13 protein-coding genes are annotated in these 14,279 nt (G+C 44.7%); 8 read left to right on the top strand and 5 right to left on the bottom strand.

The window, feature by feature from the left end:
* The first annotated feature begins 4 nt into the window (after positions 1–4).
* From J3998_RS11320 to J3998_RS11330, 3 genes are read left to right on the top strand one after another with little or no spacing between them, the layout of a single operon-like run.
* A complete protein-coding gene (locus J3998_RS11320; protein WP_208150781.1) occupies positions 5–619 on the top strand; it encodes an START domain-containing protein in 615 nt (204 codons plus the stop codon).
* A 24-nt stretch (positions 620–643) separates the two neighbouring features.
* On the top strand, positions 644–1,609 hold the full coding sequence (locus J3998_RS11325; protein ID WP_208150782.1) for a DUF3616 domain-containing protein: 966 nt from the start codon (positions 644–646) through the stop codon (positions 1,607–1,609).
* 38 nt (positions 1,610–1,647) lie between these two features.
* A complete protein-coding gene (locus tag J3998_RS11330) occupies positions 1,648–2,193 on the top strand; it encodes a DUF924 family protein (RefSeq protein ID WP_208150783.1) in 546 nt (181 codons plus the stop codon).
* Positions 2,194–2,202: 9 nt separating this feature from the next.
* On the opposite strand, the gene J3998_RS11335 is transcribed toward J3998_RS11330, so the two are convergent.
* The 3 genes from J3998_RS11335 to J3998_RS11345 all read right to left on the bottom strand — a co-directional run bounded on the left by J3998_RS11335 (position 2,203) and on the right by J3998_RS11345 (position 6,861).
* Complete coding sequence (locus J3998_RS11335) at positions 2,203–4,212, bottom strand: ABC transporter substrate-binding protein (RefSeq protein WP_208150784.1); 2,010 nt, start codon at positions 4,210–4,212, stop codon at positions 2,203–2,205.
* A gap of 309 nt (positions 4,213–4,521) precedes the next feature.
* A complete protein-coding gene (locus tag J3998_RS11340) occupies positions 4,522–6,210 on the bottom strand; it encodes a GMC family oxidoreductase (protein WP_208150785.1) in 1,689 nt (562 codons plus the stop codon).
* A 9-nt stretch (positions 6,211–6,219) separates the two neighbouring features.
* Positions 6,220–6,861, bottom strand: a complete 642-nt coding sequence (locus tag J3998_RS11345; RefSeq protein ID WP_208150786.1) for a gluconate 2-dehydrogenase subunit 3 family protein — start codon at positions 6,859–6,861, stop codon at positions 6,220–6,222.
* A 158-nt stretch (positions 6,862–7,019) separates the two neighbouring features.
* Between J3998_RS11345 and J3998_RS11350 the strand changes: the two genes are divergently transcribed.
* Positions 7,020–8,588 (top strand): ArnT family glycosyltransferase, encoded by a 1,569-nt coding sequence (locus J3998_RS11350; RefSeq protein ID WP_208150787.1) that lies wholly within the window; start codon positions 7,020–7,022, stop codon positions 8,586–8,588.
* 24 nt (positions 8,589–8,612) lie between these two features.
* Positions 8,613–10,115 (top strand): ArnT family glycosyltransferase, encoded by a 1,503-nt coding sequence (locus tag J3998_RS11355; RefSeq protein WP_208150788.1) that lies wholly within the window; start codon positions 8,613–8,615, stop codon positions 10,113–10,115.
* Positions 10,116–10,154: 39 nt separating this feature from the next.
* Here the strand turns inward: J3998_RS11355 and J3998_RS11360 are convergent, their stop codons facing one another.
* Both J3998_RS11360 and J3998_RS11365 read right to left on the bottom strand, forming a co-directional pair.
* Positions 10,155–10,847 (bottom strand): hypothetical protein, encoded by a 693-nt coding sequence (locus J3998_RS11360; RefSeq protein WP_208150789.1) that lies wholly within the window; start codon positions 10,845–10,847, stop codon positions 10,155–10,157.
* Between the two features lies 1 nt (position 10,848).
* The gene (locus J3998_RS11365; protein ID WP_208150790.1) at positions 10,849–11,418 is read right to left on the bottom strand and encodes an RNA polymerase sigma factor; all 570 of its coding nucleotides are present in this window, start codon (positions 11,416–11,418) and stop codon (positions 10,849–10,851) included.
* A 252-nt stretch (positions 11,419–11,670) separates the two neighbouring features.
* On the opposite strand from J3998_RS11365, the gene J3998_RS11370 reads away from it, so the two are divergent.
* The 3 genes from J3998_RS11370 to J3998_RS11380 all read left to right on the top strand — a co-directional run bounded on the left by J3998_RS11370 (position 11,671) and on the right by J3998_RS11380 (position 14,080).
* Positions 11,671–12,165 carry a DsrE family protein gene (locus J3998_RS11370; protein WP_341829270.1) on the top strand — a complete coding sequence of 165 codons (495 nt, stop codon included), beginning with the start codon at positions 11,671–11,673 and terminating at the stop codon, positions 12,163–12,165.
* Between the two features lie 34 nt (positions 12,166–12,199).
* Positions 12,200–12,691, top strand: a complete 492-nt coding sequence (locus J3998_RS11375) for a DsrE family protein (RefSeq protein WP_208150791.1) — start codon at positions 12,200–12,202, stop codon at positions 12,689–12,691.
* 105 nt (positions 12,692–12,796) lie between these two features.
* Positions 12,797–14,080 carry a porin gene (locus J3998_RS11380; RefSeq protein ID WP_208150792.1) on the top strand — a complete coding sequence of 428 codons (1,284 nt, stop codon included), beginning with the start codon at positions 12,797–12,799 and terminating at the stop codon, positions 14,078–14,080.
* The last annotated feature ends 199 nt before the right edge of the window (positions 14,081–14,279 follow it).

The raw sequence follows: 14,279 nt of genomic DNA on the forward strand, positions 1-14,279 counted from the left end.
GATAATGAAGAAATTTACCAGACCCGCTTTCTATCTACCTATTGCTTTAGCGACGCTACTGTTTACCCATTCTGCACAAGCATGGCAGGCTGAAGAAGTTCCAGAAGGCTCGCCGGTCAAGGTTTGGACCGAAGCGGTTGAAGGCTCTTCTTTTAAAGCTTTTAAGGGCGAAGTTGAAATTCAGGCTTCGGCATCAAAAATCCTTGCTGTCATTCAAGATACGGAGAAATTGCCACAGTGGTATCACAATACAATCGAAGCCAAGCGCCTCAAAGACGTGGGCGCAAACCAAGTAATAAATTACACGGTAACCAAGGCACCGTGGCCGGTTAGTAATCGCGATAGCGTTACTCAGTCGACCACTGAAAAGCTAGCCAATGGCGCTATCAAAATCACCTTAAAAGGCGTACCGGATGCTTACCCAAAACAGGAAGATAAAATTCGTGTGCCGCGTCTGAATGGTTTTTGGTTACTGCAACCGCAGGATAATATGACCAAAGTGACCTTGCAAATCAGTGCTGAGCCCGGCGGCGAAATTCCGAGTTGGTTAGCAAATGCAATGGTAATCGATATGCCGAATAACACTCTGAGCAATCTAAAAATGCGCGTCGAAAAATAATCGACAGCTAGTAGAGAATGAATAATGTTAAAACCTTACCCTAAGGCATTACCTGTCATCGCCTCAACCCTTCTTAGTTTGGCGATAAGTAGTGCGGTCATCGCTAAAGATGACTTCTTGATACAAGGCAAACTGGGCATTGATAATGAAAATATCAGTGGCCTAGTGGTAACCGAAAACTTTGCTGCTCTGGCGACCGATGAAGGTACAGAAATGCAAATTTTGCCACGCCAAAACAACACCTTTATCGCCGAAAAATCCGGTATTATCCGCTTAACCAATAACGAGGACGAACTGGACTTGGAAGGCCTAGCTTGGCAAGCTCCCTATCTATATGCCATCGGTTCGCACTCTCATAAGCGCAAAAAAATCAAAGCGGACGCGAGCGAAAAAAAGAACTTTAAACGACTTAGCAAAATCGTCCATGAACCAAGCCGTCATCAACTCTTTCAACTGGAATTATCCGACAACGGAAAAGTCAAAAATATCCGTTCACTCAGCTTAGATAAATGGCTTGTCGAAAATGAAATTCTCGCGCCTTTTAGCAAACTGCCAAGCAAAGAAAACGGTGTTGATATTGAAGGCATTGCCGTCACTGAAAATCATCTATACGTCGGATTTCGCGGCCCGGTGCTACGCGGTAATCTCGCAGCAATCTTGCGCTTTAACCTTAAAGCCGACAAATTCAAACTTAATAAACCGGAGCTACAACTAGTGAATCTAGGCGGATTGGGAATCCGAGATATGTTGGCTACTGAAGACCGTTTAATTTTATTGGCCGGGCCAGTCAGTGAAGAGCCAAGACGATTTGCGATTTTTAACTGGGACGGTACAACCAGATTCCAAGCCATGTCGCCGCTCAAAACATTAAACTCGCCTGCCGCGAAACCGGAAGCGATTGCGCTTGACTCGCGAAAAGCGAATGTCGTCTGGATGGCACAAGACGGTTTATCAAATGGCGGAATTCAGTTATTACCCTTAAGCGAATGAAACATGAATTTTCACGTGAAACATTAACGAGGTTTGCTATGAATACACCTGATGAAATTCTACGCTTTTGGTATTCTGCACCAATGTCGCAACATTGGTTTAGTTCAACCGAACAAATTGATACCGAAATACGCGATAAATATGAAATTCTTTGGCAACAAGCCTTGGACGGAGAATTGAATCATTGGCAAGAAACCGCCGAAGGTTGCTTAGCGCTTTGCATCGTTCTGGATCAGTTTCCACTGAATATGTTTCGCGGCCAAGCAAAGAGCTTTTCCAGCGAACAACTTGCCGTAAAAGTCTGTAAGCAGGCCGTCGAAAAAGGGTTCGATTTACAACTTCCGAAGGATCAGCGCGGTTTTTTATATATGCCGTTAATGCACAGTGAAAACTTGGCAGATCAAGATGAAGCGGTGCGTTTATTTGACGCTTCGGACTTGTTTGAAAATGCTAAATTTGCACGCCATCATCGTGAAATTGTGCGGAAATTTGGACGCTTCCCGCATAGAAATGAAGCCTTGGGTCGAAATAGCTCACAAGCGGAAATAAATTATTTGAACTCTGCTGAAGCATTTACCGGCTAAACAATCATTTCAGACGATGTAATACTGGTCTTTACCGCGATCTTTTGCGGTATACATCCCTTTATCAGCTTGTTCGATAATATGGTCAGCATCATGCATCTCGTCCGGAAAGAGTTTAATACCGATACTTGCAGATAAATGCAAACTCAAATGATCGACGAGATAAAGTTCTCTCAAATGTACAATCAAGGTAGAGGCTATCTTGCTGGCACGTATCTCCGCAGCCGAAGAATCGGCAGTATTTAGCGAAGATAACAAAATCACAAATTCGTCTCCGCCGATACGAAATACGACATCGCCCTTCCGCACCGATTGTCGTAACCGACAGGCAACGATCTTCAAAAGTTCATCACCGGTATTGTGACCAAATTCATCATTAACCGGTTTGAAATTATCAAGATCCATAAACAGTAAAGCACCAAACTGATTTTGTTCGATACTCTGCTTAATCACAATGTTCAACTGTTTAATCAAGCTACGACGGTTGTAAAGCCCGGTTAAAGGATCTTCAAACGCCATGCTTTTCATTAACTCTTCTTGATCTTTTTGTTGGGTAATTTCACGAGCCGTTCCTTCTACGCCGATAATTTTGTCTCCTTCATAGAAAAATTGGCTATTGATCGCAACCCAAATTTCTCGATTATCTGCGGTAAGAACTTGCTGTTCATAATCCTTGATTTTTCCGTTCTCGTTATGCAAAGCCTCCAATAAGCTTTTAAATTTATACGGCGCAACGTAATAGTTTTCGATATTGTTGCCAATAATTTTATCAACGGATTGTTTAAGTAAGTTCTCAACCGATGGCGAAATATAAACAATATTGCCGCGGGTATCAGTTCGAAAATAGACCTCTTGCAGGGTTTCGACAATTTGCTGAAAATGTCTTTGCGACGATTGCAAAGAGCGCTCTGTCTCTTTACGAAGCGCGATTTCATGCTGCAAGCGACGGCTAGTATTCCAAAACCAAAAAGCGATAAAAATAACCACTAGAAGACCGGTCATAGCCAAAGCCAAAACTTTTAGAAAAGTCGACTGACGTACTTTTGGATTGGGATCATAGATAAAATCTTCAACCGATTTAGTGTGTTGCACAAAACCAAATTTCTGCAACAAATCGGCCATACGCTCAAAACGTCCGGGGTTGATATTTCCGAGTGAAATCGTATTTGGCTGAATCAGTCTCTGCAACACCTTGGCTTCATTTTGCAGCTGCTCGCGCGTTTTGCCGATGTTCATTTCCAACAAGCGATTAATCATTTCGTCTTGATGCTGCAATGCATAACGCCATCCTTTTAAGGATGCCTGCAAAAACGCCTTAACGCGTTGCGGATGATGCTTTAATTCGTCATTGCTGGTAAAAAGAATATCGCTGTACATATCCACGCCGTAATCGACAGGATTAATGACAAACGGTTCAACCCCTTTACTCGCTAAGTAAAAAGGTTCATTACTGAGATAGGCATTAAACACATCAACTTTGCCTTCAAGTAAATCCTCCACCCGATAGCTGCTCGGCATAATCGTCACATCAGTCGGGCTAACGCCTTCGCTCGCCAACATGGCAAAGAATTCGACATCATTAGAACCACCGAGCATCATCACTCGTTTACCAATTAAGTCTTGTGGAGTGCGAATATTGCTGTCTTTACGCGTCAATAAAACCGAAGGAGAGTGCTGCAAAATTGCCGCTAAAGCGATGAGCGGCTTGTCTTGTAAATAACTTAGCAGTACTTCACTATTGCCAACTCCATATTGCGCTCTGCCTGAAAGCACTTCTCGATGCGGCTGTCGAGTTGGAGAACCCGGAATAATTTCCACATCTAAACCAGCGTCTTGATAATAGCCCTGCCAAAGCGCAGCGTAATAACCGATGAATTGAAATTGCGGGGTCCAGCGAAGTTGCAGAGAAATGCGGTTATCGGATGCGTCTGTTTTCAAGTCACTGAGTGCGGAACAGGAAATCGGTAGTAAAGTAGTTAGACTTACAACGATAACTAGATATCTAAACCATATTCGCATTAGCAAAACTCTCAACCATAAAAAACCCGGAATAAATCGAAACAGTTAAGGAAAAGCAGAATAAGTCCCCATTGACTTCAGCTAGGTGTTTGGACTTGTTCTGCGTTTCCTTAAATTCAGAGAAGAACTATTCTGCGTTTCTAAGGAAAATACTCAAGGTAAAAAATTTATCCCTATTGCAATTACTATAATTATTTCTCCCATACAGGTAAATTAATCTAAGCAAAATTGGGAATCTTAAGTAATTTTTCTTAAGGTTAGTTAATCAAGATTATGACTTTTTATAAATTTTCTTGCGACAAGTCGTATTTACAACGCTTCGATAATCTTCTCGGCAACTCGAAATGCATTGGCATAAATGGTCCAAGTGTAAGTGACGCTACCGCCAGTCGGCATAAAACTACCGTCAGTCACATATAAATTTTCGCAATCATGCGCACGGCAGTCTGTATCCAACACCGAGGTTTCAATATCCGTCCCGAAACGACAACCGCCAGCCATTAGATTGGAAGGCGGCGAACCACTGACCGACCACGAAATATTCTTCGCCCCCATCTGCTGTAAAACACTCTCCGCTTTGCGACTCAAATAACGACCAACTTTCAGGTCATGCTCGTGATACCCCAAACGAAGCTTAGCAACCGGTTGCTGCCAACGATCTTTGACTTGCGAATCCAGACTGACAAAACAGTTATCGGTCGGCAACCAGTCGTTAAAGACTTCAAAATTCAATGTTTGTTGGCCACCGATTGCCGACTTGATTTTCTGCTGCAAGGCATCGCCCCAAATCAATTTACCGTTGTCGTCCCATTTTTGCGACATGGCTTGCGACAGCACATTCGGGTGACGCAATAGAAAATCGATGGTCCCGCCCTTGGCCGGTTTATCGGCAAACGCCAAGTCATCGATAAAATACCAATCCTGCAAATTACGATTAACGAAAGGCCCGCGAGTTTGCAAAAGGCGCGCGCTTTCAACACTCATCATTTCATAGGGCAGATCGCCACTGCCGGCACCGCCTGCGGAAAACAGTAAATTCTTCCCGACCTGCCCATGATTATTGGCGAGCCCGTTCGGATGTTTTTCACCGACCGAATTCAATAACAAACGGCTGGTTTCCACCGCCTGACAAGCGACCACAAAGATTTTTGCAGTGACCTGCTGCGGCTTATCCTGTAAATCAAAATACTCTGCCGCAATGACCTTACCGCTGGAATCGGAAATCAAACGGCTAACTTGGCTATCGGCACGAATCTGACATTTCCCCGTCGCGACCGCTCTATCTAACAGGGCAGCACGCGAACTGCCCTTAGCACCGGAAGCACAGCCGTAGCTGCCGCAAAAACCGGAATATTCGCAACTGCGACGACCCTTGTCAGGCTTGGATAAAATCGCTCGCGGGGTTTTTAACGCCTGATAACCGAGTTCTTCACAAGCGCTGTCGATGCGATCAACAATCGGATGCTCGGCAGTCGGTTTCTGGTAGAAATCTGGAACGGAACGTGGCTCGGAAAACTTATGCTCTTGAGCCTCTCCGGAAACCCCTACTTCGCTTTCAACCATCGTGTAATAAGGCTCCAACTCGTCATAACTGATTGGCCAATCGACTACATTGGCGCCGTCAATCGCGCCGAATTCCGACTTTAGGCGAAAGTCTTCCGGCTTAAGTCGATAGAAATAACCACTCATTAAATTTGAGGATCCACCGACCATATTGCCGTTCCAGAAACTCCAGCCGGATTGCGAACTAGGTTCACTTAACCATTCATCCTGATACTTCTGTTCAATAACATGCTGCTCGTCTTGCAGGTTCGGAGTAAAAATCGAATGTCGACAACAAGCCATTTCATCTTTCTTGAAGTGCTCCTCTTTCAACCAAGGGCCTTTTTCCAACACCAATACGTCATAACCGGCTTGTGCCAAACGTAAAGCGACCGGTCCGCCGCCAGCGCCGCTACCGATAACACAAACATCAAAATCAGGATTTTGAACACCCATCACTTTCTCCTAACCTTTGGTGGTGCGCTTAATACGCTGTTGGTAATCGCGCTGCCGTCTTTGATAACCGAGTTCAAAATAGCGCTCTTGTGCTGTTGGCAAAGGATAACCCGGCGTCTGCCCCATTGCTTTCCAACCGATACCATTTGGATTACCACCATAAACCGGATCGCTTAACAGCGCCTCAATCAGATTATTGAGAATCATGCCAAGCCAATTTTCTCCGGCTTGGCTTTTTGCGATTTGCTGCAATAAAGTTTCTTTCTGCTCAGCACTTAAATCGGCAAATTGTTGCTGATGACTGCTCTGGGCAAAGTCATTTAACCAACCAACGCCCTTGACCAGAAAATCGTAGTCTTTCGGGTCAACCAAGGGGCGTTGCATTTTCTGCTGCAGATAACCTAAGGCATTAATTTGCTCAGCGCCCAACCAGTTTTCCGACATTGGAAACAACTGTTTTTGCACCGCATCAACACTTAACCAAGGCTCACTTAACCCCTTTGGAGTTGCATTGACTGCATGGCTATAAAATCCCAATGTCGGCAAAGTCGCTAACAGTTGCAAAAAACGGCGTCGATTCAAGGTAAATGTGCCACCTGCTTGATCGACTTGCAAAGTATCTTGTTCCGCAGAAAATGGGGACTTTGTCATAACACCGTTCCTTCTTTACGCTAGCTAACACCCATTCAGTCTACGTTCTTGAATTCTGTTTGGATGACTCTTTTCACGATTAAATTCAATGGCTTTCAGTATAATGCAGCTCATAATCAATGTTCTCAATCTCAACCAAATCTTAACGAGTTTCAATAATGAGAAACCTACAAAACGATAATTGGATCATCTCTTACGGGATGCTCGCGATTACCCTATTTTTTGCATTTTACGCCAACCTTTGGGGCGTGCCGCTATTCGACTTAGACGAAGGCGCCTTTTCGGAAGCAACCCGTGAAATGCTTGCCAGCGGCAATTTTGCCGCCACCTATCTGGATGGCGTTCCGCGTTTCGACAAGCCAATTTTCAGCTATTGGATGCAAGCACTTTCGGTCAGTGCTTTTGGCATTAATGAATTTGCTTTCCGCCTGCCTTCAGCAATTGCCGCCACCTTATGGGTATTGGCGACCTATCTCTTTGCCAAACAGCAATGGAACCAAACTACCGGTATTTACGCCGCACTGTTTATGGCGACGACTCTCTGGATTGCCGGAATTGGGCGTGCTGCAATTGCCGACGCTTGGCTAAACTTGTTTATCGCTTTAACCCTGTTTGATATGTGGCGCTATCGACAGAATCCGTCGCAAAGCTTGTTGCTTCGAGTCTATTTCTGGATGGCGCTTGGCATGCTCACCAAAGGGCCGGTGGCGATTGCGATTCCGCTACTGACCAGTGCGATTTTCTTTATCTGGAGCGGTCAATGGCAAGTCTGGCTCAAAGCGATTTTCAATCCACTGGGATGGTTGGTGATGGTGCTAACCATTTCTCCTTGGCTGTATTTGGTATACCAAGATCAGGGAATTGAGTTCTTCAAAGGGTTCTTACTCGACCATAACCTAGAACGTTTCAGCGACACGCGGGAAGGCCACGGCGGTAATTATTTTTACTATTTTCTAGTTCTACCGCTGATTATTATGCCGTTTAGCGGTGTGTTATTTTCAGCGATACGACACAGTAAAACGCTACTTAAAAACGAATTAAATCGCTACCTGTTGATTTGGTTTTTAGTGGTGTTCGCGCTGGTTTCCTATTCGCAAACTCAGCTACCGCACTATGTTATGTACGGCGTAACCGGCTTGATTTTGGTATTGGCTGCCAACCGCGACAAACTGGCAATCGGTACATGGCAACTGTGGATTCCTTTTGCTTTCCTCGTGCTATTGGCAAGCCTGCCTTGGTTGGTCGAAATCGCGGTAGACAACACGCATCGCGCTTATGAAAAAGCCTTACTGGCCGAATATCAGAATGTTTTCCATTGGGATTACTATGCTGCCGCTGCGATTCTTCTGATAGTCGCGCTTGCGGTCATCTGGCAAAAACAGTGGTCGGTCGCGAGCCGTTTAATCCTTATCGGTCTGGCGCAATCGATTTTTGTATTCCATTTTGTTATCGAAGCCGCTGCCGATCTGCAACAGCAGCCGGTGAAAAATGCCGCTGAATATGCCTTGCAACATCCTGATAAAAATGTGGTCAGTTACGGGATAAAAATGCCGAGTTTTAGCGTTTATCGCCAACAGATAACCGCTCGTGAGCGAGCGCAAGCCGGCGATTTAGTGTTTACTCGTGTCGATCAACTCGACAAACTTAAGCAAGCTTATCCGCAATTTGAGAACAAAATCGTCTTCCAACAAGGCGGTATTGTTTTAATTGAAATGCAAGCGCAGTAGTCCGCAAATTTTGAGGAGATTCTTTTGTTAAATCCAACAAATCAAACTGCGGGCAATCACACTTCGCTGCTACAACACCCTTTGTTTTGGCTTTTGAGCGCACTGCTGATTTTCCGTCTTGTTCTGCTAATTCAGGGCGACCTAGCGCTGTTTTATGACGAGGCCTATTATCACTTTTGGGCGGTCAATCCGGATTGGGGTTATTACTCCAAACCGCCGATGGTCGCTTGGGTCATTACTGCAACAACGACTCTATTCGGACACTTGCCGGAATGGACAGTCAAGGTCGGTGCCAGCCTATTGTATTTTGCTACCGCATTGATTTTGTATGATTTGGGTAAACGCCTGTTCGACCAAACCACCGGCCTGTATGCGGCGTTGATTTTCTTCAGTTCGCCTTTGGTCAGCTTCAATAGCCTATTTATTACCACTGATGCTCCGTTGCTGTTCTTCTGGGCAGCAACACTTTGGCTATTTATTAAAGCCATGCACAGCGATAACTTGGCAATCTGGCTATTGGCGGGCACTGCAGGCGGCTTAGGGCTTTTATCGAAATACACTATGGGCGTCATCGCAGTTGCTATTTTGCTGTTCGTGCTGACCACTAAAACCTATCGCGGGCAGCTGGCTAAACCGGGAATCTGGTTGGCAGCAATCGTGGCGGCAATCGTATTTTTGCCGAATATTTTATGGAATATGCAGCACGACTTTATCAGCCTGCAACATACCTCGGAAATTTCCGAACTCGGAAAATCCCTTTTCCATCTGGATAAACTGGCCGAATTTTTCGCCGGACAGTTCTTTGTTTTCGGGCCGATTGCGTTTTTTATCTTCATCACCCTATTCTTTAAAAAACCGCAAAGCGAAGCCCACAAATTGTTACTGATTGTCGCTGTAGCGATGTTAGCGGTGATTAGCTTACAAGCATTCTTAGCACGTGCACACATCAACTGGGGTGCCGCAACCTATGTCAGCGCCAGTCTTTTGGTGGCCTATGTGTTAGTTAGTCAGCAACGCAAAAAGCTGATGACATGGTTAGTGGGGATCAATCTTGTATTGGCGACGGCTTTCTATTTCTACCACCCTTTACTTAAAGCGGCGGGCGTCGAAATCACTAAAAAAATCGATCCCTACCACCGTGTAATGGGATGGCGAGAAGTGACCTTGGACACCAAGCAATTTGTTAAACAACCGTTGGATTATGTCTGGGTCAGCGATTCACGAATGCTGCTTTCCTACGCGCATTACTACTTGAGCGATTTTGCCAATGATCAGCCACTGCAACTGCGTAGCTTCAATCCGAAAGGCACAATCAAAGACCAATACGACTTAAAGTGGGATATAGGAAAAATCGAAAGTACGAATCAAAACTTTATCTTTATCAGCGAAAAAGAGAAAAGCTTAGCAGGCTGTTTCGCTAAGTTTGAAAAGCTTGGAATGGCGTTCGATCCAACCTATCCAGACCTGCAAAGACGCATTTATGTCTATCAGGCACAGGATTTCAAAGGCTATCAAAACTGCCGATAAAATCGCGAAAAAGTGCGTTGCAATATCCTTTACAACGCACTAAATCTTAATGTAATTCCAACCCGAATTCAGACGTTCCGCCATCGCATCCACGGCCGGTTTGTCATGCTGAACTTGTGGAATCAAGTTAATCTTCTCGCCTTTATCGCTAGCACGTTGTAGTGCGCGCTGACAAGCAAATAAAGTCAATTTTGGGTACTTATCCAACAGAGTCGCAAGTTCTTCGCTACTGGCATTATTAACATCAAATAGACGTACCCCTTCCGAGTTGGTAATCACATCAACCTGAATCTGCTCACCCTTCTGTTGATACAAGTCAGCAATTTTCTGCACTGCTGCAAATTGCTTAATTTGATCGTCAGTATCGACATGAATAATGAATTTTTCACTCTGTGCAGCTTGGGCGACGAGTGCAGAATTCGCAGCCTGATTAGAATTAAGAGTACTGAAGCTGCTACCAATCAAAACCCCAAGCAATAACGCCGCTGCCGCACTTTTCGGGACGCTCCAAAACGATTTTGGCGCATTCTGATGAAGGTTCTGTGGCGGGACGCTGACATCGGCATAAGCCTGTTTCAGCTGAGATTTGAGAGTACTGAGTTGCTGAACCTGCCTTTCTATTTCCGAGTCTTCGGCCATAAGTTGCTCAAGTTCTAATCGTTCTTCGACGCCGAGTTGATTATCAACATAAGCTTGCAGCTGATAATCTTGAATGGATGCTTTAGTGGACATTCTATATTCTCCGAATCGACACGACTTTCGGGTGCAAATCGTGTTCCAATAAATTTTTTAAACGCTGTCTGCCGCGAGAAATTCTACTCATTACTGTGCCCACCGGAGTGGCGGTAATATCGGCAATTTCCTGATAGCTAAAACCCTGTAAATCAACCAAAGTAATCGCTTCGCGTTGTTCAAATGGAAGTTGCGCCATAGCACGATACAACAACTCATTGCGTTGACTTTTCAGTAATTCACTTTCGCTGCATTGTGCACAATGATGTTGGTCAATTTCAGTTTCTTCGACCCACTGCCAACGATTTTTAAAACGCATTTCATCTAAAAACATATTGCGCATGATTTTCACTAACCACGCTTTTAAATGCTGCAAACTGTCGAGATCTTCTTGGTTTTCTAAGGCTTTTAACATAGTTTCTTGAACCAAGTCTTGGGCAATTGCCGACTGATGGCACCAAGCATACGCGATCCGGTACAGGCCATCATATTGCTGTTTTAGAGCCTTATCAAACAGCTTGCGGTCACGGGCACCGCAAATCAGTTTAGCTACTTTGCTTGTCAGTTTCATCGCTCAGCAATCACCCTTTAAAAATTACGTTTTTTCGATACTAATGGAAATCTAAAAAACTTTGCAACAAAAATTTTCGCGGCCAACTATATAAAAAATATTACTAAATTGTGAAATAAAAAATACTCGTCAATAGATAAAAACAACTGGTTTAAGAAAAGGGAATAAATTTGCAGGTTCATTCGTTTAACTACACAGAAGCTTGAAAACACATCAAGTTTGTCACTTGTGAAGACTAGAGGAGTGAGTCCAGTGAATCATCAAAATCCAATTACTTTTTCATACAGCGCTATACACAAAAACTTGTGGTTATGGATGTCAGCACTATTTTTCGTACTAACCTCTCTACCTGCTTTTGCAGCACAAACCGAAGCGCCACTGCCGGAAACTTTTGCTAACCATAAAGTGGTACTGCAAATTAGTGATTCCGATCCCTTCAAGCAGACCTTAGTGCTGAATGTCGCTGGCAACCTACAACGTTATTACGGTGCGAGTGATGTCGATATTGAAATCGTCGCTTTTGGTCCAGGCGTACGCTTAATGTTGAAAGGCAATGCCAATAGCCAACGTATGCAATCAATGATGACTGCCGGCATCCGTTTTAGTGCCTGTGCCAATACCCTAGCCAACTTTGCTAAAAAACTAGGCAACACGCCCGAACTGGTCGAAGGCGTTGATAAAGTTCCGGCTGGTGCTGGGCGTATCCTGCAATTAAATGCTGCCGGTTGGCAGATTCTTAAACCGTAATCTCACCTCACCTTAATTTAGAAGGAATTTCAAAATGAAAGCATTCTTAACCTTAGTCAGCTTATTTGTTGCCACTCTCACATTATTCCCAAGCCTTTCGCAAGCCGATAACAGCTCAGCTAAATACGGTCAGCAAAAAGTGGTTTATCACATCAATTACGACGATGCGAAAAAACAGTCTTCAACCCTGCGCAATATCCAAAATCACATTAATGCTATTGGCGAAGACAATCTAGATGTGCAAGTCGTACTGCACGGTAATGGCCTATCACTATTGTTAAAACCGGACGCACTGACGAATGTTCCAAAATTCAAACACGCCAATGCAGACCAAACCATGGCACAGAAAGTCGACCGTTTACGCATGCAGGGCGTTAAATTCAATGTCTGCTCAAATACCGTCAAAGGCCGTAACGTGAATTTAGAACGCGATCTTTACGAAGTTGACTCTAGTAGCCTCGTACCAAGCGGTGTAGCTGAACTGGCTTACCTACAGACCAAAGGTTATGTCTATCTAAGACCGTAAGAACCTAAGAACCATTAAACAATCTAAATAGCTCTAAATAGATGCAGCAAGCCACACAGATAAAATCAAACCGGCACTGCACAATTAAAGAAAATGAGGACACTTATGCTTAATAAGAAAATGAAACACAGCGCGCTAATGATGGCTCTATTTAGCGGTCTAGCGACACAACCGGCATTCGCCTCTAACTGGTTAATGCTACAAGGCACCGAAGCCGAACACCAAGCACCGCGTGCAAAGCTATGGGGCTTTATCCATACCGAATACCAATCAACCGGTAACACCAAACTGAAAGCCGGGCCATTTGCCGGAACCGAGGCGGCATTCAACCAAATCGCACCACAACTGGAATCCTCGCAAACCTTTAACATCCGTCGCGCGCGTATCGGAGTGCGCGGTAACAACTTCCCGCTTGACTCAAAAGTGAACTACTTTCTACTGGCAGAATTTGGTAATAACGGCATCACCACCGGCGGCGATGCGTCCCGAGGCCAATTAACGGATGCCAGCGTCACCCTTAATCATATTCCGGGTGCCAGAGTGCGTATCGGTATGTTCAAAACTCCAGGAGCGGAAGAAGGTTTACAAGCTGCACCGGTTTTTAATTATGTCAATTTCACGAATGTCACCGATCGCCTACTCATGGAACGTAGCTTCGATAATTCGACAGGCAATACCGGACGTAACGGCCCGGTCGGCGCTTTCCGCGATACCGGTGTGCAGGTTTTTGATGCCTTTAAACACAACGACTGGGAATTAAGTTATGCGGTCATGTTCGGCAACGGCAGCGGTACTTCTTTGACCGATAACGACAACCATCAAGACGTCTATCTATACGGCTCTGCGGAAAAGATTTTTGGTAACAGTAAAGGTCCGCGACGTCACGGTTTGAAAATGTTCGCATGGATGCAAAACGGTAAGCGCACGCTAAACGATGTTGGTGATGTAGACCGTAAACGTAGCGGTTTAGGAACCACTTACTTTGATGGAAAATATCGTGTAGCTGCAGAATATATTACCGCAGACGGCATGATTTACGGCGGAACCAGCGGTGCTGGCACACCTGATAACGGCGCAACATTCAGCGTTCAACCCGATGAAAAAGCCAAAGGCTATTACCTTGATTTAGGCTATAGAGTCATTCCAAATCTAGAGCTTAATCTGCGTTACGATTTTCTGGACAGTGGAACCGAAATCGCAGCCAACCACCGTGAATTCCAAACCACAACTCTTGGAGCACAGTACTTCTTTAACAAAAAAACGGCGATTCGCTTCAACTATGAAATGCGTTCGATTGATGCACCGGACTTAGCTTCAACCCATCCGGTTCATCAAATTCTTGATTCCATTGATGACCGCATTTCAGCCCAGCTAAGTATCGTTTTCTAATTTCAGCTTAGCGACAAAAAAGCATAGCGGCCTAACTTGACCGCTATGCTCTTTAATTTTCTCAACAATCTCGATTGTTCTTGCCGTATTTTCTTAGGGAAACGCAGAATAAGTCCCCATTGACTTCAGCGAGGAGTTTGAAGAGATAAATTCTAGGCAGCGTTTGATAAGCATAGCCTTAGCTATGGTTGAGAGCGCT

The organism is Thiomicrorhabdus marina, from assembly GCF_017571465.1.
Lineage (GTDB): Bacteria > Pseudomonadota > Gammaproteobacteria > Thiomicrospirales > Thiomicrospiraceae > Thiomicrorhabdus > Thiomicrorhabdus marina.